This is a genomic window from Streptomyces caeni, assembly GCF_042678285.1.
Taxonomy (GTDB): domain Bacteria; phylum Actinomycetota; class Actinomycetes; order Streptomycetales; family Streptomycetaceae; genus Streptomyces; species Streptomyces caeni.
Map to the genome: position 1 here is coordinate 1 of NZ_JBHUDX010000005.1, position 26,063 is coordinate 26,063.

18 protein-coding genes and 1 pseudogene are annotated in these 26,063 nt (G+C 73.2%); 7 read left to right on the plus strand and 12 right to left on the minus strand.

Going from position 1 to position 26,063, the window contains the following annotated elements; translation table 11 throughout:
• Positions 1 to 132 precede the first annotated feature (132 nt).
• The 3 genes from ACFSL4_RS02365 to ACFSL4_RS02375 all read left to right on the plus strand — a co-directional run bounded on the left by ACFSL4_RS02365 (position 133) and on the right by ACFSL4_RS02375 (position 2,276).
• Positions 133 to 282, plus strand: a complete 150-nt coding sequence (locus ACFSL4_RS02365) for a hypothetical protein (protein ID WP_381077730.1) — start codon at positions 133 to 135, stop codon at positions 280 to 282.
• Positions 283 to 426: 144 nt separating this feature from the next.
• Positions 427 to 600, plus strand: a complete 174-nt coding sequence (locus tag ACFSL4_RS02370) for a hypothetical protein (RefSeq protein WP_381077732.1) — start codon at positions 427 to 429, stop codon at positions 598 to 600.
• A gap of 146 nt (positions 601 to 746) precedes the next feature.
• Positions 747 to 2,276 carry a glycoside hydrolase family 43 protein gene (locus ACFSL4_RS02375; RefSeq protein ID WP_381077734.1) on the plus strand — a complete coding sequence of 510 codons (1,530 nt, stop codon included), beginning with the start codon at positions 747 to 749 and terminating at the stop codon, positions 2,274 to 2,276.
• A 62-nt stretch (positions 2,277 to 2,338) separates the two neighbouring features.
• On the opposite strand, the gene ACFSL4_RS02380 is transcribed toward ACFSL4_RS02375, so the two are convergent.
• The 4 genes from ACFSL4_RS02380 to ACFSL4_RS02395 form a co-directional block, all read right to left on the minus strand.
• The gene (locus ACFSL4_RS02380; RefSeq protein ID WP_381077737.1) at positions 2,339 to 5,155 is read right to left on the minus strand and encodes an NHLP bacteriocin export ABC transporter permease/ATPase subunit; all 2,817 of its coding nucleotides are present in this window, start codon (positions 5,153 to 5,155) and stop codon (positions 2,339 to 2,341) included.
• A 1-nt stretch (position 5,156) separates the two neighbouring features.
• Positions 5,157 to 7,391 carry an NHLP family bacteriocin export ABC transporter peptidase/permease/ATPase subunit gene (locus tag ACFSL4_RS02385; RefSeq protein ID WP_381077740.1) on the minus strand — a complete coding sequence of 745 codons (2,235 nt, stop codon included), beginning with the start codon at positions 7,389 to 7,391 and terminating at the stop codon, positions 5,157 to 5,159.
• Positions 7,388 to 8,194 carry an HlyD family efflux transporter periplasmic adaptor subunit gene (locus ACFSL4_RS02390; protein WP_381077742.1) on the minus strand — a complete coding sequence of 269 codons (807 nt, stop codon included), beginning with the start codon at positions 8,192 to 8,194 and terminating at the stop codon, positions 7,388 to 7,390. Before ACFSL4_RS02390 ends, ACFSL4_RS02385 begins: the two co-directional genes overlap by 4 nt.
• A gap of 148 nt (positions 8,195 to 8,342) precedes the next feature.
• Positions 8,343 to 8,558 carry a type A2 lantipeptide gene (locus ACFSL4_RS02395; RefSeq protein ID WP_381077745.1) on the minus strand — a complete coding sequence of 72 codons (216 nt, stop codon included), beginning with the start codon at positions 8,556 to 8,558 and terminating at the stop codon, positions 8,343 to 8,345.
• A gap of 652 nt (positions 8,559 to 9,210) precedes the next feature.
• Here ACFSL4_RS02395 and ACFSL4_RS02400 point away from each other — a divergent pair.
• A complete protein-coding gene (locus tag ACFSL4_RS02400) occupies positions 9,211 to 10,626 on the plus strand; it encodes a S1 family peptidase (protein ID WP_381077748.1) in 1,416 nt (471 codons plus the stop codon).
• An 83-nt stretch (positions 10,627 to 10,709) separates the two neighbouring features.
• Here ACFSL4_RS02400 and ACFSL4_RS02405 read toward each other — a convergent pair.
• Positions 10,710 to 12,867 (minus strand): annotated as a pseudogene (locus tag ACFSL4_RS02405) (SpoIIE family protein phosphatase).
• Positions 12,868 to 13,312: 445 nt separating this feature from the next.
• Here ACFSL4_RS02405 and ACFSL4_RS02410 point away from each other — a divergent pair.
• Positions 13,313 to 15,790: a SpoIIE family protein phosphatase gene (locus ACFSL4_RS02410; RefSeq protein WP_381077751.1), complete on the plus strand. Its 2,478-nt coding sequence runs from the start codon at positions 13,313 to 13,315 to the stop codon at positions 15,788 to 15,790.
• 41 nt (positions 15,791 to 15,831) lie between these two features.
• Positions 15,832 to 16,353, plus strand: a complete 522-nt coding sequence (locus tag ACFSL4_RS02415; RefSeq protein ID WP_381077753.1) for a metallophosphoesterase family protein — start codon at positions 15,832 to 15,834, stop codon at positions 16,351 to 16,353.
• 39 nt (positions 16,354 to 16,392) lie between these two features.
• Here ACFSL4_RS02415 and ACFSL4_RS02420 read toward each other — a convergent pair whose 3' ends face one another.
• The 7 genes from ACFSL4_RS02420 to ACFSL4_RS02450 are packed head-to-tail and all read right to left on the minus strand — an operon-like array spanning position 16,393 to position 23,869.
• On the minus strand, positions 16,393 to 17,058 hold the full coding sequence (locus ACFSL4_RS02420) for an SRPBCC family protein (protein ID WP_381077756.1): 666 nt from the start codon (positions 17,056 to 17,058) through the stop codon (positions 16,393 to 16,395).
• A gap of 10 nt (positions 17,059 to 17,068) precedes the next feature.
• The gene (locus ACFSL4_RS02425) at positions 17,069 to 18,181 is read right to left on the minus strand and encodes an XdhC family protein (protein WP_381077758.1); all 1,113 of its coding nucleotides are present in this window, start codon (positions 18,179 to 18,181) and stop codon (positions 17,069 to 17,071) included.
• Positions 18,182 to 18,196: 15 nt separating this feature from the next.
• A complete protein-coding gene (locus tag ACFSL4_RS02430; RefSeq protein WP_381077761.1) occupies positions 18,197 to 19,306 on the minus strand; it encodes a vWA domain-containing protein in 1,110 nt (369 codons plus the stop codon).
• Between the two features lies 1 nt (position 19,307).
• Positions 19,308 to 20,183, minus strand: coding sequence for an AAA family ATPase (locus ACFSL4_RS02435; protein ID WP_381077763.1), 876 nt, complete (start codon positions 20,181 to 20,183; stop codon positions 19,308 to 19,310).
• Positions 20,184 to 20,187: 4 nt separating this feature from the next.
• Positions 20,188 to 21,045: an FAD binding domain-containing protein gene (locus ACFSL4_RS02440; RefSeq protein ID WP_381077764.1), complete on the minus strand. Its 858-nt coding sequence runs from the start codon at positions 21,043 to 21,045 to the stop codon at positions 20,188 to 20,190.
• Complete coding sequence (locus ACFSL4_RS02445; protein ID WP_381077765.1) at positions 21,042 to 23,402, minus strand: xanthine dehydrogenase family protein molybdopterin-binding subunit; 2,361 nt, start codon at positions 23,400 to 23,402, stop codon at positions 21,042 to 21,044. Before ACFSL4_RS02445 ends, ACFSL4_RS02440 begins: the two co-directional genes overlap by 4 nt.
• A complete protein-coding gene (locus ACFSL4_RS02450) occupies positions 23,399 to 23,869 on the minus strand; it encodes a (2Fe-2S)-binding protein (RefSeq protein ID WP_381077767.1) in 471 nt (156 codons plus the stop codon). The genes ACFSL4_RS02445 and ACFSL4_RS02450 overlap by 4 nt, the downstream gene beginning before the upstream one ends.
• Positions 23,870 to 24,100: 231 nt before the next feature.
• Between ACFSL4_RS02450 and ACFSL4_RS02455 the strand changes: the two genes are divergently transcribed.
• Positions 24,101 to 25,969, plus strand: a complete 1,869-nt coding sequence (locus ACFSL4_RS02455) for a cellulase family glycosylhydrolase (protein ID WP_381077770.1) — start codon at positions 24,101 to 24,103, stop codon at positions 25,967 to 25,969.
• Positions 25,970 to 26,063 lie beyond the last annotated feature (94 nt).

Here is a 26,063-nt window from a genome sequence, read left to right on the forward strand (position 1 = left end):
CGACAAGAAGAACCGGGTCGACCAGGCCCTCTTCGTCTGCCGGAACTGCGGGGTCCCGGCGGACCGGTGCCGCCCGGTTCGCCGGGGACGATGCCCGGACACGGGCTGGCCGTACGGACGGAGGGCACGCCGATGGCCGTTCTCGTCACGCAGGTCGCGTTCATCGTCCTGGCCGCCGCGACGGTGGCCTCGGTGGTGGCCTCGGTGGTCCTCGCGGTCTGGACCTACCGCCGCGCCGCGCAGGCCCAACACCGCGCCGCGCAGGCCCAGCTCCAGCTGTAGGCCCTGGGCATCCTCCAGCACCACCTCGACCTCGCGGTCGAGTATCCCGAACGGGCCGGTCCCGGCGAGGAGCGGGCAATCGACGCCCGGTACGCCTGGTTCGCCGCGCACGCGCTGAAGACGGCGCAGACCCTCCGTGCCCTGGTGGGGGACCAGCCGGACCGGCAGCGGGCCATCGACGCCATCGTCCGCCGGCACCGTCCCCATCTGATGTCGGGTGCCTTCGTCTGCGACGACTCCACCCCCGCCTTCGTCGACTGTCTGCGCCGGCGCGTCCCGGACCTCCGATGCGCTGATGCGGGGCAGTCGTCCGAGTGACCCCCGGACCGGGCCGCAGGACGCCGGGGGAGCGCCTCGTCTTGCCCGGGAAGCCGGCCGCCGCCTACAGTTTCGCTCCGTAAAGTTCGCCCACTGGCACGAAACTTTCGATGGCGGCCTCAGGTGCCCGGGAAGGACCGCGGCAGATGCGAACATACGCCAACCCCGTGATCGGCGGGTTCCATCCCGACCCCAGCGTGTGCCGCGTCGGCGCGGACTACTACCTGGTGTGCTCCAGCTTCGAGTACTTCCCCGGCGTGCCCCTCTTCCACAGCCGGGACCTGGTGCACTGGCGGCAGATCGGCAACGTCCTCGACCGGCCGACCCAGTTGGACCTGCCGGACGACGTGCCGGCCTCGGACGGCGTCTACGCACCCACGATCCGCCACCACGACGGTCGCTTCTACGTGATCACCACCGACGTCGGCGGCAGGGGCCATCTGATCGTCACCAGCGAACGCCCCGAAGGGCCGTGGTCGGACCCGGTGCCGGTCGCCCTCCCGGGCATCGACCCCGACCTCGCCTGGGACGACGACGGCTCGTGCTGGTGCGCCGTCTCCGGCGTCCGGGTGGCCCGCATCGACCCGGCCACCGGCGAGGTCCTCGAGGGCCCGCTGCCCGTCTGGTCCGGCACGGGACTGCAGCACCCCGAGGCGCCGCACCTGTACCGCATCGGCGCCTGGTGGTACCTGATGCTGGCCGAGGGCGGCACCGCGCACGGGCACAGCGTGTCGATCGCCCGCGCCCGGTCCCCGCGCGGCCCCTACGAGCCGGCGCCGGCCAACCCGATCCTCTCCCACCGCAGCACGGACCTGCCGGTCCAGAGCACCGGCCACGCCGACCTGGTACCGGCGCCCGACGGCACCTGGTGGATGCTGCTGCTGGGCACGCGACCTCGCGGTTACTTCCCCGGGTTCCACGTCCTCGGCCGCGAGACGTTCCTGACGCCGGTGGAGTGGGTGGACGGGTGGCCCCGGGTCGGGCCGGTGCGGGAACGGCACCCCGCCCCGGCGGCCTGGCACCCCGTCGGACCCCCGCCGGTCCGGGACGACTTCGACGCCGAAGAGCCGGCACCGTACTGGATCTCCCCGCGCCGCAGGCCGGACGGCTCCTGGTCGCTGAAGGACCGGCCGGGGTGGCTGACGCTGACGGCGACCGGAAACACCCTGGACCGGGCCGGGCACACGTTCCTCGGCCGCCGGCAGCAGCACCCCGACTGCCGGGTGACCGCCCGCATGGATCCCGGGTCGGGCCGCGGCGGCCTGTCCGTCCGCATCGACGAGGCCCACCACTACGACATCGAGGTGTGCCGGGGGACGGTGGACGTGCTGGCCCGCATCGGGCCGCTGCGGCAGTGCGTGGCGCGGCATCGGGTGCCGCCGGGAGAAGTGGTCCTGGGCATCGACGTCCGCACGGCCGACGTGCTGCCGCCCACCGTCACCACCGCCCGCCGGGCGGCGGACGGGGCGCTCGGCGTCAGGCCCGGCGGTCCGGACACGATCACCTTCTCCCTCAGCGGGCCCGTACCCGTGCGCCTGGCCGAACTCGACGGCCGCTACCTCTCCACCCAGGTCGCCACCGGCTTCACCGGCCGGGTGATCGGCATGTACGCCACCGGGGGCAGCGTGGCCTTCGACTGGTTCGAGTACGAGCCGACGGCCCGCATCTCGCAATAGGGCCCCGCCCGCGACCGGCGGGTCGTCGGGTTCACGGAGCAGGACGAGCGTGCTGGAAAAGCTCACGCCATCTGACGCCGTACCAGCTCGTGCAGTCGCCCGCCCGTGTCCGCCAGGAGCTGCGCCGGCGGCCCCTGCTGGGCGACCTTGCCGTCCTCCATCACGATGACGCGGTCCGCGTCCAGCACCGTGGACAGACGGTGGGCGATCACGATCCGGGTGGCGTTCAGGGCGCGGGTGCTCTCGATGACCCTGCGCTGGGTCTCGTTGTCCAGCGCGCTCGTCGCCTCGTCGAAGAACAGGATCCGCGGCCGGCGGATCAGCGCCTGGGCGATCATCAGGCGCTGGCGCTGGCCACCCGAGATCGCGCCACTGCCCTGGACGATCGTGTGCAGTCCCATCGGCATGCGCTCGATGTCCTCGGCGAGGCCCGCCATCTCGGCCGCCGCCATCGCCTCCTCCGGCGTGTACGGCTCGGTGCCGCAGATGACGTCCAGGACGGACCCGGCGAACGGCTGGGAGTGCTGGAGCACCACCCCGCACTGACGGCGCACCGCCGACTGGTCGAGCGCCGCGAGATCCTGACCGTCGTACAGGACGCTGCCCGAGACCGGCCTGTCGAAGCCGATCAGCAGACGCAGCAGCGTGGACTTGCCGCAGCCGCTCGGGCCCACGATCGCCACGAACTCGCCCGGCCGCACCTCGAAGGAGACGTCGTCGAGGACCAGGGGCCCGTCGTCGGCGTACCGGAACGAGAGCCGGCGCGCCTCGACGGCGCCGGACAGGACGCCCGGCCGGGTGCTCGCCGCACGCACCTCGGGGGTCGCGTCCAGCACGGGCCTGATCTCCTCGAACAGCGGCAGCGCCGCCACCGCGGAGACGAACGCGCCCGTCAGCTGGGTGACCGAGGTCAGCAGCATCGTCACCGACGTGGTGAAGGTGAGGAAGTCGGCGGCCGGCAGCGCACCCCTCGCCGGCCCGGCCAGCAGCATGAACAGCACCAGCGAGCACAACGGCAGATAGACCGCGCCCATCACCGTGTTGAGGTTCTTGATCCGGCCCACCCTCTGCTGCAGCTCACGGCTGCGGGCGAACTCGCTCGCCCAGGCGGCGTACGCGTAGTTCTCAGCCGCCGCGACCCTCAGCTTGGGCAGGCCGCGCAGCGTCTGGAACGCCTGGTTGTTGAGCTTGTTGCCGAGCCGGACCAGCCGCCGCTGCCAGCGCACCTGCCACAGCCCGAGCCCCAGGAACACGGTGGCGATCACCACCAGCATGCCGATCGCGGCCAGCGCCATGGGCACGCTGTACCACAGCAGCAGCCCCAGGTTCATCGCGCCCACCGTCACCGACTGGGCGACCACCGGACCGACCCCCGCCAGCAGCCGCCGGATCGCGCTGATGCCCATCGCCGCACTGGCCAGCTCGCCGGTGGAGCGTTCGGCGAAGAACTTCGTCGGCAGCCTCAGCAGACGGTCCCAGACGGCCGGCTGGAGCGTCGCCTCGATCCGCCCCTCCAGACGCAGCACGCTCAGGTTCTCCAGCAGCATGAACGCCGCCGCGACCACGCCGCTCACCATGATGGCCAGGCAGACCCGGACGATCAGCCCCTCCTGCGCCCTCGGTACGTACTGGCCGAGCACCTTGCCGGTGGCCACCGGCACCAGGGCGCCGATCGCGACGGTCACCAGGCCGCTGAGCAGGAGGCGGAAGAGATCGCCGCCCGTGCCGCGCATGCTGAACCGCAGCAGCCGCAGCGGGTCGAGCCGCTGGTCGGGCAGGGGACGGTAGAACATCACGGCCCGCGCTTCGAACTCAGCCGCGTTCGCCCTTTCGACCGGTGTCTCACGGCCCGACGACGGCTGGACGGCGACATAGCCGCCGCGCCGCCACAGCAGCGCGACCGGCGCGCCGGACAGGGCCCGGTGGCCCACCAGCGGGCCGACGTCGTCGTGCCACCAGCGCCCGTCGAGCCGTACGGTCCTGGTGCGGACGCGGGAGGCGAGCGCGATGCGCTCGACCGGGTCGAGACGGCCGTTCTCCGTGCCGCTCTGCGCGGGCTCGGCGAGGGTGATCCCGGCGGCGCGCGCCACCAGCCTGCACGCCGCGTACGTGGCGTCGGCGTCGGCCGCCGTCGTACGGCCTGCCGACGGCCTGCCGATCGAGGCGAGCAGTGTCCGGTCGGCCTGCACCCGGACGGCCTCGCCCGCCCTGATGCCCGCGGCCGCGCGCGTCTCGTGGGTGCGCTCCAGTTGCTCGATCCACCGGTCCAGCGTGGCCAGCAGCCGGTACTGCTGGTCGACCATGCCCTGCCAGACGGTGGGCTCCATCAGCAGGTCGGCCGCGTCCTGAGCCCCGTACAGGGAGCCGTACTGGACGCTGCCGGGCGGCACCTGCATCCAGAACACGTCGTCATCGGTGATGTCGGCGGCCCGTTCGGTGGCCATGGGCGCCTGGAAGAGGATCGACAGGCCGCGGCCGACGCCCAGGGCGAGGGCGTACTCCAGCGGGCTCGTCGTCGGAGGCACGTACTGCGGGTTGCCGTACTCGTCGTACGACCAGGTCTGGGTGTCGACGGGCTGGTACAGCTCGCGCAGCTGGATGCGCCGTACCACGCAGTCGCGCACCGGCCGGGCGACCAGCGTGTGCTGGGGGCCGGTCACCGGGCCGAGCAGCAGGGAGCCCGCTTCCAGGCGGCCGAGGTGGTGCCAGTGGCCCTGCACGGCGGCGTCCACCGCGAACAGGTCCAGCGCGCCGGCCGCGACCAGCCACAGCACCTGCGGCCCCTCCAGGTCGAGCCGGCCGTGCCCCGAGCAGCCGATCGGGGTGCCCATCTGGCCCAGGGCGTTCAGGACGAGGTCCCCCTCGTGCACCGCCGTCATCTCACCGCTCCCTGACCAGCTCGGCATACGCCCCGCCGGCCGCCACCAGGGCCTCGTGCCGCCCCCGTTCCACGATCGTCCCGTGCCGGAGCACGACGATCTCGTCGCTGTCGCGCACGGTGCTGAGGCGGTGGGCGATCACCACGCAGGCGCAGCCGCGCTTGCGCAGGTTGTCGATCACGGTCTGCTCGGTCTCCGCGTCCAGCGCGCTGGTCACCTCGTCGAGGACCAGGATGCTGGGGTCGCGCACCAGTGCCCGTGCGATCTCAAGGCGTTGACGCTGCCCGCCGGAGAAGTTGCGCCCGTCCTGCTCGACCCGGCTGTGGATGCCGCCGGGCCGGCGCGTGATCACGTCGTACAGGGCCGCGTCCCGCAGCGCGGCGACCACCGCGTCGTCCGGGATCGACGGGTCCCACAGCGTCACGTTGTCGCGGACCGTGCCCTCGAAGAGGAAGACGTCCTGGTCGACGAAGGACACGGAGGCGGCGAGCGCGCCGCGGGGAATGTCCTCCAGGCGCTGCCCGTCGATCCGGATCACGCCCTCCCACGGCGCGTACAGGCCCGCGATGAGCCTGGACACCGTGGACTTCCCGCTGCCGGAGCCGCCGACCAGCGCCACCTGCCGGCCCGGGCCGACCGTCAGGCTGAAGCCGCTCAGCAGCGGCTTGTCGAGCGGGCTGTAGCCGAACGTGATGTTCTCCAGCTCGATATGGCCGTGCAGCCGGCGTGTCGACTCGCCGCCGCCGGAGCGGCCGTAGAGCGGGTCGGCCTGGAAGTTCTCGACGTCCTTGAGACGGGCCACGTCCGCCGCGAAGTCCTGGATACGGCCCGCGACGCCGTTGAGGCGGGTGATCGGCGCGGTGAACCGGGTCACCAGCGCCTGGAAGGCGACCAGCAGACCCACCGAGATATGGCCCTCGACCGCGCGCAGTCCGCCGATCCACAGGATCAGCGCGCTGTTGAGGGTGGCGAGCGTCGGCGCGACCACCCCCAGCCAGGCGCTCGGCACCCCGAGCCGCTGCTGCTCCTCCAGCGTGGTGGCGTGCTGCCCGGCCCACTTGCGGAAGTAGCCGTCCTCGCCGCCGGTCGCCTTCATCGTCTCGATCAGCTGCAGGCCGGTGTAGGCGGTGTTGGTCAGCCGCGCGCTGTCCGCCCGCAGCTTCGCCGTGCGCGTCGCCCGCAGCCGTACGACGACCCGCATCGCCACCACGTTCAGCAGCGCCACGCCGATGCCGACGAACGTCAGCTGCGGGTCGTACGTGTACAGCAGCACCGCGTAGAGCACGACGACGACCGCGTCGACGCCCGCCGCGGCGAGGTCGCGGGCCAGCGTCTCGGCGACCGTGTCGTTGGACTGGAGCCGCTGCACCAGGTCGGCGGGGCTGCGTTGGGCGAAGAAGGTCACCGGCAGGCGCAGCAGATGCCGCAGGAAGCGGGCGCTGGAGAGGGTGGAGGAGATGATCCGGCCGCGCAACAGATTCGCCTGCTGCAGCCAGGTCAGCACCACCGTGAGCAGCACAGACGCGGCCATCGACGTGAACAGCACGCCGAGCAGCGAGGTCTGTCCGCCGATCAGGAACATGTCGATGTAGGTGCGGCTCAGCGCGGGCAGCGCCGCGCCCACCGCCACCAGCAGGAGGCTGGCCAGGACGGCCGCGGGCATCGTGCCCGACGTGCCGCGCAGCCGGGCCGGCATGGCGCCCAGGACGCCCAGCCGGCGGCCGCCCCTGGTGAAGCCCCCACCCGGCTCCATCACCAGCACGACCCCGGTGAAGCTGGTGTCGAAGTCCTCCATCGGCACGAAACGCCGGCCCTTGCCGGGGTCGTTGACGTACACGCCCCGGCGGCCCAAGCGGCGGCCCATGCCGTCGTAGACGACGTAGTGGTTGAACTCCCAGAACAGGATCGCCGGCGCCTTGACCTCGGCGAGCGCCGCCGTGTCCATCTGCATGCCCTTGGCCGTCAGACCGTAACTGCGGGCCGCCTTCAGGAGGTTGCTGGCGCGCGAGCCGTCGCGGGAGACCCCGCAGGCGATGCGCAGCTCCTCAAGGGGGACGTGCCGGCCGTAGTGGCCGAGCACCATGGCCAGCGAGGCCGCGCCGCACTCCACGGCCTCCATCTGCAGCACGGTGGGCGTGCGGACACTCTTCCGCCTGCCCTTGGGCAGGGTGCGCCTCGGCGGCGCGGCCCGGCGTCTGCCCCGCACCGGGGGCAGGGTGTCCTGGGGAGCGGTCACGGCAGCAGCCAATCGACGGGACGCTGATCGGCCATGCGGATCGAACCCGTGGCCAGGGTCATGGAGGAGAGGGGGAAGGGCGGGCCGTCCGCGGACGACCAGGCGTAGCCGCTCTTGGTGCCGGAGGACCGGTCGAGCCGTACCAACACCGCCACCGGCCGGCCCTTCCGGGTGAACTGCTCACCGAGCTGGCTGTCCCCGAGGAACGCGGCGATCCGCTGTGGCGACTGGGCCGTGCGGTCCACCGACTTCACATGGCCGCGCAGCACGCCGTACCGCTGGGCCGGCACCGACTGGACGGTGAGGTCGACGGAGGCGTTCGCGGGGATGGCGGCGGCGTTCTCGGCGGGCACGTACACCGTCGCGTACAACGGGTCCGAGGCGTGGGCGACCTTCTCCACCGCGGCCACGTTCGCCCCCGTCCGGATGATCTGGCCGATGGTGGCGGCGAGCGCGGTGACACGGCCGGCGGCGACCGTGCGGACCACCGAGTCACCCTGGGCGGTGCGGACCTTGAGGACGGGTGAGCCGGCCGGCAGCCGTTCACCCTCCCTGGCGAGGACAGCGGTGACCTGCCCGGCGACCGGGCTCTGCAGGACGTAACTGCCCTGCCCGTGCGTGAGGACGGCGGGCGCGCTGACCGTGGAGGCCACCGAGCCGGTGACGGCCCAGACGGAGGCGGCGGCCATCACGACCACCGTCACGGACAGCACGAGCCAGCCCTGGGGGCGGGCGAAGCGCACCGGGAGGTCGAGCTCCTCGGGCGACTGCAGCTTGGCGAGGGCCTGCTGGCGGAACTGCACGGGACTTTCCCTCACCTGCGGGCGGCTGAGGACCGGCTCGGGGGAGCCGGGCGGACTACGGGGGGCCGGCCCGTGCCGGGGCCGGACGACGGCATCCGAGAGTCCCGGAACCGGGGCGGTTCCGGGACTCAGCGGCACACGAGTGCGATCAGAGGCCGGCGACCAGGCCGGTGACCGGGGCCGTGTTCAGGCCGGTGACGCCCTCGACGGTGCCGACGACGGTGTTGACCAGACCGGACACCGGGGCGACGCCGTCCACCAGGCCGGTGACGGTGCCGACGGCGTTCAGCTGCAGGCCACCGGAAACGGCGTCGAGCTCGGTGTCCGAGATCTCGGCGGTCTCAACCTGGGGGGTGGAGTTCATGATGGAACTTCCCTTCATATGGATATTCACAAGGGGGAGAGCGGCCCCCTCTGGGGACAGATGGCCGGCCGCATCCGCGGGCGCCTGTCACCCGTTGCCGGGAGCCTGTCAGCGTCCCCCGCGGTGCAACGGATCAAAGCACGCCGACGCACGGCGATTCCAATCAACCAGCCCTCCCACCAGGGAACTTGATGTCTCGACGGCTCGATCCGTGCAGGCGTGCGCACGGCTTGGCGGCGACTTCTTCACATGCTGCGCGGCATCGACGCGTACGGCCCCTTGCCGCTCGAACCCCGAATGGGACAGTCCCCTCCCAATGGCGCGGCCCCCGGCGTACGGCTGTGCAGATCCGTCGTGCGCGGTGACTCGCTTGCGCATTCGATGTGCAGATTCGCTGAAGCCGGAATTCCGTTCGAAGTGAAGAACGGACCGTCATCGACCCGTCGCGGAACGTGCCGGAGTGGTTCTTTCGCTGAAGCACGCCCCGGCAGCCGTGTTCGCCGTCTGCCGCACGCTTTCGCATACGCCAACCCGGCCAGTTGCCGGAGCACTTGAACACCCCACCTGACGCGTGCGTATCAACAGGCATCCAGGCGCCCCCAGTTCAGCTGCCGGACGGCGACAACACACCCCGTCCCCAGGAGGTCGAGAGTTGAGTCACAAACGCATACCCAAGCGCAAGGCCGCGATCGCGGCGGGAAGCGTGGCGGCGCTCGGAGCTGCGGCCCTACTGCTGCCCAACGCAAACGCGTCGCAGACGGACTCGTCGGACGCCACCCCGAAGACGTTCAAGGCGGCGGATGTCCCGGCCCTCGTCTCGCAGATCGCCTCCCAGCTGGGCGACGCCTTCGCAGGCTCCTACTACAACGCGGACAAGCGGCAGATCGTCGTCAACGTGGTCGGCGACAACAGCAATGTCGCCGACACCGTCAGAAAGGCGGGCGCGGTCCCCAACACGGTGCAGAACAGCGCCTCCACGCTCCAGGCCGCCGCCAAGGAGCTCAGGACCAAGGCGACGATCCCGGGCACCGCGTGGTCCGTCGACCCCAAGACCAACGAGATCCGGGTCACCGCCGACAGCACCGTCACCGGCACCCGGTGGGACGCGCTGCAGTCGACGGTCAAGAGCCTCGGCTCGGGCGTGGCGACCGTCAAGAAGTCCGCGGGCAGCTTCAAGACGTTCGTGTCGGGCGGCGACGCCATCTTCGCGCAGGCGGGCGGCGGCGGCATCCGCTGCTCCCTCGGCTTCAACGTCACAGCGAACGACGGCAGCCCGGCCTTCCTGACGGCCGGTCACTGCGGAGTCGCGGCGAAGCAGTGGTCCGACTCCCAGACCGGCCGGCCGATCGCCACCGTCGACCAGGCCACCTTCCCCGGCAACGGCGACTTCTCGCTCGTCAAGTACGACGACCCCGCCACCCGGGCCCCGAGCGAGGTCAACGTCGGCAACGGGCAGACGGTCCAGATCACCCAGGCCGCGGATGCCGTGGTGGGCCAGCAGGTCTTCCGGATGGGCAGCACGACCGGTCTGCACGACGGTACGGTCACCGGCCTCGACGCCACGGTCAACTTCCAGAGCGAGACCGTCCCCGGTGGCGTCGACACCGTCACCGGCCTCATCCAGACCGACGTCTGCGCCGAGGCGGGCGACAGCGGCGGCTCCCTGTTCACCCAGGACGGCAGTGCCATCGGCCTGACCTCGGGCGGCAGCGGCGATTGCACCGCCGGCGGCGAGACCTTCTTCCAGCCGGTGACCACGGCGCTCCAGGCGACCGGCGCGACGCTCGGCGCGGGCGCCGGGGGCGGCGCCGCGGGCTCGGGCGACCAGAGCGCGAACCCCGGAGGCACCGCGAGCCCCGGCGGCCAGGGCGGGGCCGGCGACCAGAGCGGCGCGGGAAACCGGACGGCGAGCCCCGGCGGCCAGAGCGGGGCCGGTGACCAGAGCGGGGCCGGTGACCAGGCGGGCGGCGCGTCCGATCGGACCGGTGGCGACCGGTCCGGGCAGTCGACGGGCAATGGCGCGGACAACGGCGCGAACAACGGCTCCGGAATCGTGACGAGTCACTGATCCCGGCGCCCTGGCAGGCTCCGGCAGGCGGTGCGGCGGTCCGGCCCTCCGGCGGGAGGGCCGGACCGCCCCACCCCCGCACCTCACGATGTCGTTCGCGCCCACAAAAGGAGCAATGCCACGTCGTCCAGTCGCTCCTCGGCCGGCATGTCCCGTATCAGCCGGTCGGCCAGCGACTCCAGCGACTCGTCGTCGCCTTCGGCGAACACCTCGCCCAGATCCGCCACGGCGTCCTCGATGTCCACGCCGGGGAACTCGATCAGCCCGTCGGTGTAGAGCGCGAGCAGCGCACCCGGCGCCAGGGCGAACTCGGTCGTCGGATACCTGACCGGTCCCTCGATGCCGAGCAGCGGCCCGCCGGCCAGGTCGAGCACCCGGACCCGCCCGTCCGGCCTGCGCAGCAGTGGCGGCGGATGCCCCGCCCGCGCCATGACCACCCGTCCCCGGCCGGTGTCCAGCCGGAGGTAGACACAGCTCGCGAACAGGTCGGCGCCGAGGTCGAACAGCAGCCGGTTGGTGCTGCGCATCACCTCCCCCGGCGACTGGCCGACCGTCGTGTAGGCGCGTACGGCCGTACGGATCTGGCCCATCAGGCCCGCCGCCGTCACGTTGTGCCCCTGCACGTCCCCGATCACCGCGGCCGCCCGCGCACCGGTCGGCACCAGGTCGTAGAAGTCACCCCCGATCTCCATGCCCCGCGTCGCGGGCAGATAGCGCGCGGCCGCCTCGATGCCGGGCAGCGACGGCAGCGAGTGCGGCAGCAGCGCCGCCTGCAGCCCGTGGGCCAGCTGGTGCTTGGCGTCGTACAGGAGCGCCCGCTCCAGCGCCTGTGCGATCAGTCCGCTCAGGCTCGTCAGCACGGCCCGCTCGTCGGCCGGGAAGGTGTGCGGCTCCATGTACGCGAGTACCCAGGTGCCCACCGGCCGCCCCGAGGCGATGAGGGGCAGATACGCCCACGCGGCCATCCCGTCCGGCGTCCTGTGCCGTGCCGGGTACAGGTTCGAGCTGCTGCCGGGAGTCGAAGAAGGCGGGCACCCCGCTGGTCAGGACATGGGTCCCGGGGACGGGCGCGGTCAGCGGCACACCGTTCCAGCGCTCCACCACGGACGGGTCCGGGTAGCCGCGGTGCCCGAGCACATGCAGCCGCCCGCCGTGCGAGCCGAGGATCACCAGGGCCTTGCCGCCCACGGTGGGCGCGATCTCGTCCGCGACCCGCCGCACCACGTCCTGCACCCCGACCGCCTCGGTGAGCGCGCTCGCCAGGCTCAGGACGTGCGAGATCGTCACCAGCCGTGTGCCGCCGTCGTCTTCGCCGGGGGCGGGGGCGGGGGCGGGGGCGGCACGGCCCATCTCGGAGACGGCGCGCGCCCGGGCGATGCGCACGCTCAGCCCGTCGGTGCCCGGGTAGAGGCGGAAGGACAGCCAGGTGCCGGGCGGGCGCAGCGCCAGGAAGGACGTCATGCGCTGGCTGATCAGCGCGGCCCGGTAGCGGTCCTCGTACATGGGGTCGTCGAGCCAGGGCACCGCGGACCACAGCAGGGCACCGAGCAGGGTGCCGACGGGGACGCCGAGCATCTCGGCCGCGGCCGGGTTCGCGTAGCCGATCCGTCCGTGCATGTCGAGCGCGCACAGCCCGTACGGCAGCCGTGCCACCATCCGGGCCGCCTCCGCCGAGCCGAGCGTGCCCGCCATGGCCGTCATCGGCAGGGTGGCCAGCAGATCGGGCTCCGCGCCCACCCGCCGGCGCTCGGCCGCGGCCCGTTCCAGCCGCTGTGCGAGCCGGTCGCAGGCCGCCCTCAGATACCGGCGCTCCCGGTCGGGGAACTCGGACGGGCGGGAACCGGGCCAGGTCACGAAGACCGCACCGTACTCCGTGTCCGGCGTGGCCACGGGCATCGCGGCCAGGGCGAACGGGTACGGCAGCACCACCGCGACCCGTGGATAGCGGCTTGCCATCTGCTCCTCGCCGCCGACCCAGACCAGCCGGTGCTCGCGCAGCGCCTCGGTGACCGGCAGCGGCGCGTCGAGCCCGATCCGCTCCCAGGGGGCGGCGAAGGCCCGGGGGAGTCCCGCCATGACCGCCATCTCCAGCACCGGCTCGTCGGGCGCCAGCAGATACACCGCCCCGGAGTGCGCCTGTACGTCGTCCATCATGGCGGCCAGCGCGAGCGACAGCAGCGGGCGCTCCACCGGCGCTCTCACGGCGCCCGGCTCCGGCTCGGGAGCCTTCCCGCCGGGCATGCCGACCACCTCCTCGCACGGCCGTGCCGGGGCCCCAGGCATCAGGCTCCACCCTGGCGGTGCTGTGCGCACGGCGAGCGCGGACGTGCCGGAGACCGGTCCACCGCGCACCGGCCCGTCATCCCCCGCCCCCGGCCGCCGCCCCACCCGAGGGTCAACCGGCCCGTCGGCGCCGTCATCCTGCGGACATCTGTACAGGCGGCCGGCCTCCCGGCGGGGCCGCTCGCCCCCGGCGAGGTCCCGGCGAGCGGCACACGGGCGGCCAGGCACGCGTGCGGGCCGCCGAGCGGCCCGATTCATCGTCCTCGGACCCGCCCACGCGCCTGGCCGCCCGCCCGCTGCCCCGCCGGGCCCTCGGCGGCTGCTCGCGCCATGTCGCGGGCCCACCGCCGTCACTCGTCCGCAGGGGCTGCGCGAGGGCCGCGGACGCGCTGTAATTGCGGACGTGGTCGGTGAGGGCGCTGAGGGACGCAGCACGAGGACGCTGCGCGCCGAACTTGCTCTCAAGACGCTCACCGCCGATCTTGATCCGCGGGAGCGCCTGCGTCGCGTGCTCGAAATCATCCTCGCCTTCACCCACGCGACCCTCGCCGCTGTCTACACCCCGGACGAGGGCGGCGAGCAGCTGTGCCTCAGCGAGTCGGTCGGAGTGCCCAAGGCGCTGTACGGGCTGCGCGACGCCTACTCCGTCTCCGGCGGGACCCCCGCGGCCCATGTGCGCCGCTCCCGGCGGCCCCTGTGGCTCACCCCCGAGGACGCCGGCCGCTGGGCCGATCGGCGCCGGCTGCCCACCGGAGGCTTCTCGTCGGCCCTCCTGCCGTTGCGCGACGGCGGAGTCCTGGCGGTCGTCAGCGACGGCCCGGACGGCTTCGACCCCGAGGAACGCGACTGCCTGCGGATGCTCGCCGACGCCGTCGTCGGCCCCGCACCGGCGCCCGCGGGGCCGGGGGCGCTGCCCGGCGGCTCCTTCCTCCTCACCATGGACAGCGGCCGGGTCGAAGCCGACGACGAGGTGCTGGAGCTGTTCGGCATCGCCCCGGACGCGTTCGACGGCAGGGTCGAGACACTGCTGGCCCGGACCGTGCCGGAGGACCTGCCCTCCCTGATGTCGGTGGTCGAACCGGACCCCCTGTCCATCGGCGACCGGGAACTGGAGTTCCGCATCCTCCAGCCCTCCGGCGAGCCGAGGTGGCTTCGGCTGCGAGGGCGCATACTGCCCGCCGGCGAGGGCACCCGGGCGCGGCTCGTGGGAGCGATCGCCGACGCCTCCAAGCTGCGGCCCGCAGTCAGCGACGTGACCCGCATCCAGCGGCTCGCCGCCGCCCTCGCCACCGCGGGCACCGTCCGCGACGTCGGCCACGCCGTGGTCGCGGCCCTGCGCAAGCCGCTGCGGGCCGATCGCATCGCCCTCGCGGAGCTGGAGGCCGACCGGCTCGTCGTCACCGTCCTCGACCCGCCCGACCCGGAGTCCTGGCCCGAGCTGTGGCGCACCGAGTGGCGTTCGGAGTGGCCCGACGCGCCCGTACGCGCCATGCCGGCCCTCGCCGCCGCGCTCAGGGACGGCCGGGCCGCCATCTGGCCCGCCGGTACGGACCTGGAGCCAGCGCTCGCGGACATCGGCCCCGGCGGCATCGCCGTGCTGCCGCTGCCCGCCGCCGGGCGGATGGCCGGCGCCTGCCTGGTCGGCTGGGACAGCCCGCACGACTTCGGCCCCGAGGAACGCGCCCTGCTGACCGCCGCGGCGGGCCTCGCCGGACAAGCCCTGGTACGCGCCCGCGCCTTCGACGCCGAGCACGAACTGATCGGCATGCTGCAGCGCGCCCTCCTCCCACGCCGCCTGCCCCCACTGACCGGCGCTGTCGCCGTGGCACGCTATCTGCCCACCACCGCGGGCCTGGAACTCGGCGGCGACTGGTACGACGTCATCCCGCTGCCCGAGAACCATGTGGCGCTCGTCATCGGCGACGTCCAGGGCCACAACGCCGGCGCCGCCACCCTGATGGGCCAGATGCGTACCGCCCTGCGCGCGTACGCCGCCGAGGGCCACCCCCCTGACGTGGTCGTCTCCCGCGCCAACCGGCTCCTGGTGGACATGGAGTCCGACCTCTTCGCGACCTGCTGCTATGTCGACATGGACATGGAGGAGGGCACCGCCTGGTGCGTCCGTGCCGGTCACCTGCCGCCCGTGCTGCGTCACCCGGACGGCAGCACGGAGATCACCGAGTCGGAGGGCGGACCGCCTCTCGGGGTCCTCACCCAGGCCGACTTCCCGATGAGCCCGCTCCGGCTGCAGCCCGGCGCGGTCCTCGCCCTGACCACGGACGGCCTGGTGGAGTCCGTCGACCGCGACCAGGAGGAGGGCCTCGCGCTGCTGGCCGGTGAACTGTCCGCCGCCGACCCCGGGCACCTCGGGCTCGTCGCGGACGCCCTGCTCGCCGGGGCCAACCGCAGCGACGACGTGGCCCTGCTCCTGGTGCGCTACGACGGCCTGGCACGGCGCCCGCTGCGCGAGAGCTGGACCGTGTGGCGGGTGCCGGAAGCCGCCCGGCACGCCCGCCGCTTCACCCGCCGCACCATGCGCGCCTGGGGAGTGGCGGACGAACTCGACACCATCCTCCTCGTCGTCTCCGAACTCGTCACCAACGCCCTCGTCCACACCGACGGCCAGGTCCGCCTCGACCTCACCCTGGTCAACCACCGGCTGCGCGTCGCGGTCGCCGACGCCTCACCGCGTACACCGGTCAAGCCGACGAGCATCGGCTGGGAGGCGACCGGCGGCCGCGGCATCCTGCTCGTGGAGGCCATGTCGGCGGCGTGGGGCGCGCTTCCGGTCAGCGGCGGCAAACAGGTGTGGGCCGACCTCCTCCTGGCGGAACCTCCGGCGAATGCGTCCGGGGAGCCGCCGGCCAGGGCGCCCACCTGACGGCGGATGCTCCCGTCCGGGTGCCGTGACACCCTGGTGCCGTGCGCCTGCTCCTCCTGTCCGACACCCATCTGCCCCGGCGCGCCGGGGAACTGCCCTGGCAACTGCTCGCCGAACTCCCGCGTGCCGACGTGGTCGTCCACGCCGGTGACTGGGTGGACGTCGCCACCCTCGACCTGCTGGAGAGCCGGTCCGCCCGGCTGATCGGCGTCCACGGCAACAACGACGGCCCCGCCCTGCGCGCTCGGCTCCCCGAGGTGGCCCGCGCCGACCTCGGCGGTCTGCGCCTCGGCGTGGTCCACGAGACCGGCCCCGCCCAAGGGCGCGAGCGCCGCTGCGCCGAGCGCTTCGCGGACCTCGATGTGCTGGTCTTCGGGCACAGCCACATCCCCTGGGACACCACGACGGACACCGGCCTGCGCCTGCTCAACCCCGGCTCCCCGACCGACCGACGCCGTCAGCCCCACTGCACGTACATGACGGCGACGGTGACCGGCGGTGTGCTGGCGGACGTGGAGCTGCACCGCTTGCCCCCGCACGCCGGGCGCCCGTCGGGGGCCTGACCGGTGCGGGGAGCCGGGTGACGCCTCAGGGGGCGGCGCTCACCGCCGGCGACCGTGGCGGGTACGCCGGAACCGGCGCAGCCTCAGGAACGCCAGCAGCGGCACCACGACGGCCGCCGCCGCTCCCGCGAGCCGCTTGGCCACCGGAGCGCCCGCGGTGCGCAGCAGATCGATGGGTTCCGCCTCCGCGGGACGCTCGCGGCCGGCGACCGCCACCGCGGGCGCGGCCGGCTCCGGTGCGGTGCTCCCGGCCGCGCCCGGCTCGTCCAGCCGCTGCGCCAGACAGTCCGCGAACTGTCCGACCAGCTTGTCACCCACCTCGGCCAGCACCCCCCGCCCGAACTGCGCGGGGCGGCCCGTCACGGTCAGATCGGTGCGCACCGACACGGTCGTGCCGCCGCCGTCCCGCGGCTGCAGCGTGCCCGTCACCGTGGCCCGGGCCGTGCCCTGCCCCCGCGTCTCCCGGCCGCTGGCCGTCAGCACCATCCGGTGCGCCGCCTCGTCCTGTTCCTCGAACACGGCGGTGCCGCGGTAGGTGACCGTGATCGGGCCGACCTTCACCTTCACCGACCCGGTCACGGTCTTGCCGTCGTACTCCTCGACCGTCGCGCCCGGCATGCACGGCGCGACCCGCTCGATGTCGAGGAGGGTTCGCCAGGCGTCCTCGACCTGGACCGGGACGGTGAACTCGTGGTGCAGCTCCATTTGTTCCTCCTCACTGCGGCGCGGGACCCGCCGGATGGATCGCCCCGGCCGTCGCCGTCAGCGGTGCTCCGCTGCCGCCCCACCGCAGCGCGACGATCTCGGCGGCGACGGACACCGCCACCTCCTCGGGTGTCCGTGCCCCGAGGTCCAGGCCGATCGGGGAGCGCAGCCGGGCGAGTTCGGCCGCCGTGAGCCCTGCCTCGGCCAGCTGTTTCGCCCGGTCGTCGTGGGTGCGGCGGCTGCCCATCGCCCCGATGTAGGCGGCGGGGCGGCGCAGCGCCTCCTCCAGCAGGGGCACGTCGAACTTCGGGTCGTGGGTCAGGATGCAGATCACGGTGCGCTCGTCGGTGGCCGTGCCGCGCAGATAGCGGTGCGGCCAGTCCACGACGACCTCCACCCCTTCCGGGAAGCGCTTCGGCGTCGCGAACACCGGGCGGGCGTCGCACGCCGTGACCCGATAGCCGAGGAAGGCGCCGATCCCCGCAACCGCCGCCGCGTAGTCGATGGCGCCGAAGACCAGCATCCGCGGCGGCGGCGCGAACGACTGCAGGAACACCGTGACCGCATCCTCGCGCCGCTCGCCGTGGGGCCCGTAGTGCCGCTGCCCGGTGGCGCCCAGCGCGAGTTCGCCGCGCGCGTCGGCCGTCACCGCCGCGTCCAGGCCCGTCGAGCCCAGCGAGCCCGACACCGCGTCCGGCCAGACGGCGATCGAGGCCCCGCGCGGCGCGGGACCCTCGACCACGCTCGCCACGGTCACGGGGCGCCCGGCGGCCACCGACTCGGCCACCTTCCCGAACGAGACGTCCTCCCGTGCCGTCACCCGGCGCACCAGCAGCGTGATCTCGCCGCCGCAGGTGAGCCCCACGGCGAACGCGTCCTCGTCGCTGTAGCCGAAGGTCGCGACCCGGGCCTCACCCGACTCCACGACCTCCTGAGCCAGTTCGAACACCGCACCCTCGACACAGCCGCCGGAGACGCTGCCCAGCACCTCGTCGCCGGGACCCACGGCCATCGCCGCCCCCGGTCCGCGCGGCGTGCTGCGGCTCACCGCGACGACGGTCGCGAGCCCGAAGGGCGATCCCGCCGTGTACCACCGGTGCAGCGCCGGGAGGATCTCACGCATCACGCGCTCCCTCGATCACGGTTGTGCTCCTTTCACCACCGCCGCCAGCCGCTCCAGGGCCGCCAGGCTGTGCCCTTCCACGAACGCGTCCACGCTCGGCAGCGCAGCCGCCATACCCGCGGCCAGGGGAGCGTAACCCGGGCGGGCCTTGAGGGGATTGGCCCACACCACCCGGTGCGCCAGCCGGTGCAGACGGCGCATCTGGCCCGCGAGCAGCGCCGGATCCCCGCGCTCCCAGCCGTCCGACAGCACCACCACCATCGCGCCCCGTGCCATGCCGCGCTGCCCCCACCGGTCGAGGAAGGCGCGCAGCAGCTCACCGAGCCGGGTGCCCCCGCGCCAGTCCGGCACGGCCGCGGCGACCGCTGCGAGCGCCGCCTCCGGGTCGCGGTGCGACAGTTCGCGGGTCACCCGGGTCAGCCGGGTGCCGACGGTGAACACCTCGGTGCGGCCGCCGCGGGCGGCCGCGTGCGCGAAGCGCAGCAGCGCGTCCGCGTACGGCGCCATGGAACCGCTCACGTCGACGAGCAGCACCACCCGCCGGGGCCGGTCGGCGCGGGCGTGCAGCCGCGGGCGCACCGGCTCGCCGCCATGGCGCAGCATCTCCCGTACGGTGCGCCGCGGATCGACGCCGCCGCGGCGGGCCGGCTGCCGGCGGGCGGTGCGCCGCACCTCGCCACGCAGGGTGAACGCCGTCAGAAGCCGTCGCAGATGCTCCCGCTCGGCGGCCGTCAGACCCGCGATGTCACGGTGCCGCAACACCTCGGTGCGGCTGGCGAGCGCCGATGCGGGCGCGGTGTCCCCGGTGCGCGTGGCCGTGCGGGGAGCGGCCCCCGCGACCCGGAGCGCCGTCCGCGGCCGGGGCGCCGCCGCTGTCGCCCGGCCGTCGCCGTGGGCGTCGGCGGTCCCGAAATAGGCGGCGAAGAGCCGTTCGTAGCGCTCCAGATCATCGCGTCCCGCGCAGAGTGTGAGCCGCCCGGCCCAGTACACGTCGGAGCGGACCCCGGGCCGCAGCGTGCCCAGCGCACGCAGGAAGGCGTGGACGCGGTCCGGACCCGCATCGACGCCCGCCGCGCGCAGGGCGCGGGTGAAGCCGACGAGGACGGCTGGGGCATCGAGGGCCATGTCAGGTCCCGTGCGCCGCGAGGATCGCCGACAGGTCGAGGCCGCGTGCCCGCTCCATGTCCTCCCGGTACTTCAGGACCGACCCCAGCGTCGCCACCGCCAGCTCCGCGTCCGCCTCCGTCGCGCCCAGCGCGTCCAGCGCCCGCGCCCAGTCGATCGTCTCCGCGACGCCCGGCGGCTTCACCAGGTCCTCGGCGCGCAGGGCCTGCACCAGCGCGGTCACCTGCTTGGCCAGCCGGGCGGTCACCTGCGGCAGCCGGCGCCGGACGATGGCGAGTTCGCGCGCGAAGCCGGGATGGTCGAACCAGTGGTAGAGGCAGCGGCGCTTGAGCGCGTCGTGCACCTCGCGCGTACGGTTCGACGTCAGCACCACCACCGGCGGCACCTCGGCCCGCAGCGTGCCCAGTTCGGGGAGGGTGACCGAGAAGTCCGACAGCAGCTCCAGCAGGAACGCCTCGAACTCGTCGTCGGCGCGGTCGACCTCGTCCACCAGCAGCACGCAGGGATGTGTCTCCAGGGCTCTCAGCAGCGGCCGTGCGATGAGGAACCGCCGGTCGTACAGCTCGGCCTCCAGCCGGTCCGGATCCCGTACCCCGGCCGCCTCGGCCGCGCGCAGATGCAGCAGCTGGCGCGGGAAGTCCCAGTCGTACAGGGCCTGGGAGGCGTCGATGCCCTCGTGGCACTGAAGCCGGACCAGCGGGGCCCCGAGCGCCTCGGCGAGCGCGGACGCGAGCGCGGTCTTGCCCACGCCCGCGTCGCCCTCGCAGAAGACCGGCCGGTGCAGTTCGAGCGCCAGGAAGCAGGCGACGGCCAGCCCTTCGTCGACGAGGTAGCCCGTCTTCTCCAGCCGCTCGCGCACCTTTTCCGGACCGGTCAACCCGTCACTCCGTCCCCGCCGCCGCCAGGACCGCCCGCCGGGTGAGCACCCGGGCGAGGTGCGCGCGGTACTCGGGTGTGGCCGACGGGTCGGACGAGGGGCGCGTGCCCTCCGCCGCCGCGCCGGCGGCCCGGGCCACGGCGTCCGCCGCCACCGGGGACCCCGCGAGCGCACTCTCCGCCGCAGTGGCCCGCAGGGGCGTCGGGCCCATGTTCGTCAGCCCGATCCGCGCCTCGGCGATACGGCCGTCGTCGCGCCGCACGAGGGCGGCCACGCCGACCACCGCCCAGGCCTGCGCGACCCGGTTGAACTTCTCGTAGTGGAAGCCCCAGCCGTCCGTCTTGGGCACCCGCACCTCCACGAGCAGTTCGTCGGGGCGCAGCGCGGTCTGCAGGTAGTCGACGAAGAACTCCCGGGCCGGAACGGTCCGCCGTCCCCGTGGTCCCACCGCCACCAGCTCGGCGTCGAGGGCGAGCGCCACCGCGGGCAGATCACCGGCCGGATCGGCGTGCGCGAGCGAGCCGCCGAGGGTGCCGCGATGCCGGACGGCCGGATCGGCGACCGTCGCCGTGGCCGCCGCGAGCAGTCCCGCGTGGCGGCGCACCAGCGGGTCGCGGACGACCTCGTGGTGCGTGGTCAGCGCCCCGATCACCAGCGCGTCACCGTCCTCGCGCACGCCGCGCAGCCCGGGGATCCGGCCCACGTCCACGACGAGTTCGGGGAAGGCGAGCCTGAGCCGCAGCAGGGGCAGCAGGCTCTGCCCGCCGGCCAGCACCTTCGCCTCGTCGCCCGCGTCGGCGAGTGTGCGCACCGCCTCCTCGACGCTCGCCGGCCGGGCGTAGTCGAATTCCGGGGGAATCATGCCGACGCCTCCTGAAGGGACTGCCAGACCCGTGCGGGTGTACAGGGCATGGGGACGTCGGTGACGCCCAGGGGCCGCAGCGCGTCGACGATGGCGTTGACGACTGCCGGCGTGGCCGCGATCGCCCCGGCCTCGCCGACGCCCTTGGCGCCCAGGGGGTTGGAGGTGGCGGGCGTCTCGGTCCGGTCGGTCACGAAGTGGGGGAGGTCGGCGGCCGACGGCACGAGGTAGTCGGCCATCGTGCCCGAGACCAGGTTGCCCTCGTCGTCGTACACCGCCTCCTCGTACAGGGCCTGTCCGATGCCCTGGGCGACCCCGCCGTGCACCTGCCCCTCCACGATCAGCGGGTTGACGACCCGGCCGACGTCGTCGACGCACACATACGACCGGATCGAGGTCCGCCCGGTCTCCGTGTCCACCTCGACCGCGCACAGATGGGTGCCGTGCGGGTAGGAGAAGTTCTCCGGGTCCACGACGATCTCTGCGTTGATGGTGGGTTCCATGCCGTCGGGCAGGTCGTGCGAGGAGAAGGTCTCGAAGGCGATCTCCTGGATGGTCCTGCGGGCCTCGGGCGAGCCCTTCACCGAGAACACCCCGCCGGTGAACTCCAGGTCCTGCTCGCTGGCCTCCAGCAGGTGCGCGGCGACCTTCCGGGCCTTGTGCACGACCTTCACGGCGGCGTGGTGCACGGCCGCGCCGCCCACGACCAGCGACCGCGACCCGTAGGTGTCCATGCCCTGCGGGGCGGCCTTGGTGTCGCTGTGCACGACCTCGACGTCCTCGAAGGGCACCCCCAGCACGTCGGCGGCGATCTGGCTCCACGCCGTCACATGCCCCTGCCCGTGCGGGCTGGTGCCGGTGACGACCTCGACCTTGCCGGTGGGCAGCATGCGGATGCTCGCCGCCTCCCAGCCGCCCGCGGCGTACCTGAGGTCCCGCAGCACCCGGCTCGGCGCCAGCCCGCACATCTCGGTGTACGTCGACACGCCGATGCCGAGCCGTACCGTGTCGCCGCGCTCGTTGCGCTTGTGCTGCTCCGCGCGCAGGTCGTCGTAGCCGAACAGGGCGAGCGCCTTGTCCGTCGCCGCCTCGTAGTTGCCGCTGTCGTAGGTCAGGCCCGCGATCGACGTGTATGGGAACTCCTCGTGGCCGATCCAGTTGCGGCGCCTCAACTCAATCGGGTCCAGGCCGAGTTCGGCGGCGAGCTCGTCCATGACGCGCTCGATGGCGAACGTGGCCTCCGGCCGTCCGGCGCCCCGGTAGGCGTCGGTGGGCGTCCGGGTCGTGAACACGCCCGTACAGGTGAAGTCGTAGGCGTCCATCTTGTAGATCGCCGGGTACATGAACGCGCCCAGGATCGGGATGCCGGGCGTGACGAGCATCAGATACGCGCCCATGTCGGCCAGGAGGTCCACCTTCAGACCGAGCAGCCTGCCCTCGCGGGTGGCCGCGATCTCGATGTCCTGGATCATGCCCCGGCCGTGGTGGGTTGCCAGGTAGCCCTCGGAGCGGGACTCGGTCCACTTCACCGGGCGGCCCAGGCGGCGCGCCACGTCCAGCGCGATGGCCTCCTCGCCGTAGACCTGGAGCTTGGAGCCGAAGCCGCCGCCCACGTCGGGGGCGATCACGCGCAGCTTGTGCTCGGGCACACCGGTGACCGTGGCGAGCATGATCCGCAGGATGTGCGGGATCTGGGTGGCGGAGTAGACGGTGTACTCGCCGGAGGCGGCGAGCGGGGTGACCACGACGGCGCGCGGTTCCATGGCGTTGGGGATGAGCCGCTGCTGGTGGTAGCGGCGCCGGACGACGACCTCGGCGCGCTGCCTGACGGTCTCGTAGTCCTCGCCGGTCTTCAGGGGCCAGACGTAACAGCGGTTGGTGCCCTTGCCGGAGTGGACCAGGGGCGCGTCCTCGGCGAGCGCCGCCTCCAGGTCGAGCACCGGGGGCAGGGGGGTGTAGTCGACCTCGACGGCCTCCAGCGCGTCGGCGGCCGCGTACCGGTCGCGGGCCACGACGACCGCCACGGGATCGCCCGCGTGGCGTACCTCCTCCACCGCGATCGGGGGGTGCTCGGGCAGCACGATGTCCTCGGTCACCGGCCAGGCGCAGGGCAGCGAGCCCAGCCCCTGGGCGAGGTCGCTCCCGCTGAACGCCGCGACGACACCGGGGCGTTCGAGTGCGGGGGAGACGTCGACCCGGTCGACGCGGGCGTGCGCCATGGGGCTGCGCAGGATCGCCAGGTGCAGCAGGCCGGTCACCTGGATGTTGTCGGTCCAGTTGGTCTGGCCGGTGACGAGCCGGGCGTCCTCCTTGCGCAGCCGGGCCCGGCCCACCTCCCGTTCGGTCGCCTCGGTCATGACGCGGCCTCCTGCCCGGAGGCGGCGACGACCGCGCGCACGATGTTCTGGTAGCCGGTGCACCGGCAGAGGTTGCCCTCCAGGGCGTGCCGTACCTCGTCCGAGGTCGGGGAGGGGTTCTCCCGGAGCAGGTCCCGGGCAGCCATGATCATTCCGGGTGTGCAGTAACCGCACTGCAGCGCGTGCCGCTCGTGGAACGCCTTCTGCAGCGGATGCCACTCGCCGTACTCGGCCAGTCCCTGAACGGTGGTCACTTCGCCCCCGTCGGCCTGGACGGCGAGCACCGAGCAGCTCTTGACGGTCTGCCCGTCGAGCTCGACCGTGCAGGCGCCGCAGTTCGAGGTGTCACAGCCGATGGGGGTCCCGGTGAGACCCAGCCGGTCCCGCAAGTAGTGGACCAGGAGGAGACGGGGTTCGACCTCGTCCTCGTATGTGGTGCCGTCCACCTTCACCGCGATACGGGTCATGTGCCCTCCCAGAGCAAGGTGAGGCGTGTCAGCCATTGTGCGTGACGTGCGTCACTCTAAGGCCGGGGAGCGGGAGGGGCGAGTACCGCGACGCAAAACGGTCGAGCGTTGATCCGTTGCCGTCGCGAAGGGGGGCGCGGGAAGCCGGGGTGCAGGGTGGGGGTGTCCTTGGGTGGGTGAGGGGACGCATGGGTGTTGACGTCTTTCGCGCCCCCGCTGATTGTTATGGACATGCCTAAGTTACCCGTGCGTCTGCTCGGCGTTCTCGCGGCACTCACCGGCCTCCTCACGGCACCCGGCCCCCGTCCCGCGGCCGCCGCCTCCCTCCCCGACTCCCTCTGGTTCGACGCCCAGGCGTCCGCCACCCTCACCGTCGGCGGCGGCCGCTTCGCCGACGGTCTCGGCCGCGAGGTCGTGCTGCGCGGCTACAACGTCTCCGGCGAGACCAAGCTGGAGGAGAACGGCGGACTGCCGTTCGCCTCCGTCGCCGACGCCAGGAGGTCGGCGGCCGCCCTGCGCACCCTGGGCGGCGGCAACACGGTCCGCTTCCTGCTCTCCTGGGCCCATGCCGAGCCCACGCGCGGTCAGGCCGACACGGCGTACCTCGCCGCCGTCACCGACCAGATGCGCGCGTTCCTCGACGCCGGCATCCGCGTCGTGCCCGACTTCCACCAGGACCTCTACTCCCGCCACCTCTTCGACGAGGGCAGCTGGTACACGGGCGACGGCGCCCCCAAGTGGGCGGTGGACGCCGGGAACTACCCCGCCGAGTCCTGCGGCATCTGTCTCTTCTGGGGCCAGAACATCACCCAGAACCAGGCGGTGACGAAGGCGTCGTACGACTTCTGGCACAACGCGTACGGCGTGCAGGACGCCTTTCTCGACACGGCCGGGAAGACCATGGCGTACCTCGAACAGCACCTGAGCGGTGACGAGTTCGCGGGTGTCGTCGGATTCGACCCGTTCAACGAGCCCTACGCGGGCACATACGACTCCGGGCAGAGCAGCCGCGGCTGGGAGCAGAACGTGCTCTGGCCGTTCTACGAGAGGTTCCGCGCGCGCATGGACACGGCGGGCTGGCAGGACAAGCCGGCCTTCGTCGAGCCCAACCTGTTCTGGAACGCCAACCTCGACTTCCAGAAGCAGGAGGGCGGACTGCTGGACGCGGGCACCATCGGCCCGCGCTATGTCTTCAACACCCACTTCTACGACCAGAAGGCCATCTCCGGCGTCTTCATGTGGGGCAAGGCGACCGACGGGCAGTACGCGGCGGACTTCCGGACCGTGCGCGACCGGGCCCTGGGGCTCGGCACGGCCGCGATCGTCAGCGAGTTCGGGCATCCGCTCACCGGGTCGGTCTCCGACAAGGCGCCCACGGTGGTCAAGGCGATGTACCAGGCACTCGACTCCCGCCTGCCGGGGGCGAGCTGGTGGTCCGACCCGGCCGCCTCCGGCCCGGTGCTGTCCGGTACGCAGTGGCAGTGGGACCTCTACAACGGCCGCCACCACGAGCTGATGAACGGCAACCCCGGCAAGGTCCTCACCTCCGGGGACGCCTGGAACGACGAGGACCTCTCGGCGGTGGCCCTCGACGACTCGGGCGCCGCCGTGCTGCGCCAGGACGCCCGTCTGCTCGACCGGCTCTACCCGAGCGCCACGGCGGGGACGACGGTCGCCTTCACCTACGAGGACCGCTCCCGGGACGGCTCGACGGCGCTGACCTGGAACCCGGTCCCCGGCTCGCTGCCGAACGTCGCGCAGCTCGTCGGCTCGGGGCAGTACGGCCTGCTGGTCTGGCGGTCGGACGGCACCGCGGCGCCGACGGAACTGCATCTGCCCGCCTCGTTCCCGGCCGCGTCCACGACGGTGGTCTCCGATCTCGGCTCCGCGGCGGGCCTGCCCGCCTACACCAGGACGACCCCGATCGCGGTGGCGAACGAGCCGGGCGGCACCGGCAGCAAGCGGCTGCTGCTGACCGCGTCCGGCGTCGGCACAGTGCACTACGCGCTGGTCACGAACGGGGCGACGGCTCCGTCCGCGTCGCGGCTGGACGCGGCGCGGACGGAGCTGTCGGCGTGGGTGGCGCAGGAGATCGGCTGAGCGCATCCGGCGAAGTCCGGTGCGGTTCGGCAGCGCCCCACAGGGGCGCGGGGAACCGCGCGACCAGCCTGCCCCAAGCTCTCAAGTACGTTCG

What these genes read in the sequence shown, in the direction of transcription:
- ACFSL4_RS02365 (WP_381077730.1), top strand. Translation starts at nt 133, where the DNA reads ATGGCCGTTCTCGTCACGCAGGTCGCGTTCATCGTCCTGGCCGCCGCG.
- ACFSL4_RS02375 (WP_381077734.1), top strand. Translation starts at nt 747, where the DNA reads ATGCGAACATACGCCAACCCCGTGATCGGCGGGTTCCATCCCGACCCC.
- ACFSL4_RS02380 (WP_381077737.1), bottom strand. Translation starts at nt 5,155, where the DNA reads ATGACGGCGGTGCACGAGGGGGACCTCGTCCTGAACGCCCTGGGCCAG.
- ACFSL4_RS02395 (WP_381077745.1), bottom strand. Translation starts at nt 8,558, where the DNA reads ATGAACTCCACCCCCCAGGTTGAGACCGCCGAGATCTCGGACACCGAG.
- ACFSL4_RS02420 (WP_381077756.1), bottom strand. Translation starts at nt 17,058, where the DNA reads ATGGAGCTGCACCACGAGTTCACCGTCCCGGTCCAGGTCGAGGACGCC.
- ACFSL4_RS02425 (WP_381077758.1), bottom strand. Translation starts at nt 18,181, where the DNA reads ATGCGTGAGATCCTCCCGGCGCTGCACCGGTGGTACACGGCGGGATCG.
- ACFSL4_RS02430 (WP_381077761.1), bottom strand. Translation starts at nt 19,306, where the DNA reads ATGGCCCTCGATGCCCCAGCCGTCCTCGTCGGCTTCACCCGCGCCCTG.
- ACFSL4_RS02440 (WP_381077764.1), bottom strand. Translation starts at nt 21,045, where the DNA reads ATGATTCCCCCGGAATTCGACTACGCCCGGCCGGCGAGCGTCGAGGAG.
- ACFSL4_RS02445 (WP_381077765.1), bottom strand. Translation starts at nt 23,402, where the DNA reads ATGACCGAGGCGACCGAACGGGAGGTGGGCCGGGCCCGGCTGCGCAAG.
- ACFSL4_RS02450 (WP_381077767.1), bottom strand. Translation starts at nt 23,869, where the DNA reads ATGACCCGTATCGCGGTGAAGGTGGACGGCACCACATACGAGGACGAG.
- ACFSL4_RS02455 (WP_381077770.1), top strand. Translation starts at nt 24,101, where the DNA reads ATGCCTAAGTTACCCGTGCGTCTGCTCGGCGTTCTCGCGGCACTCACC.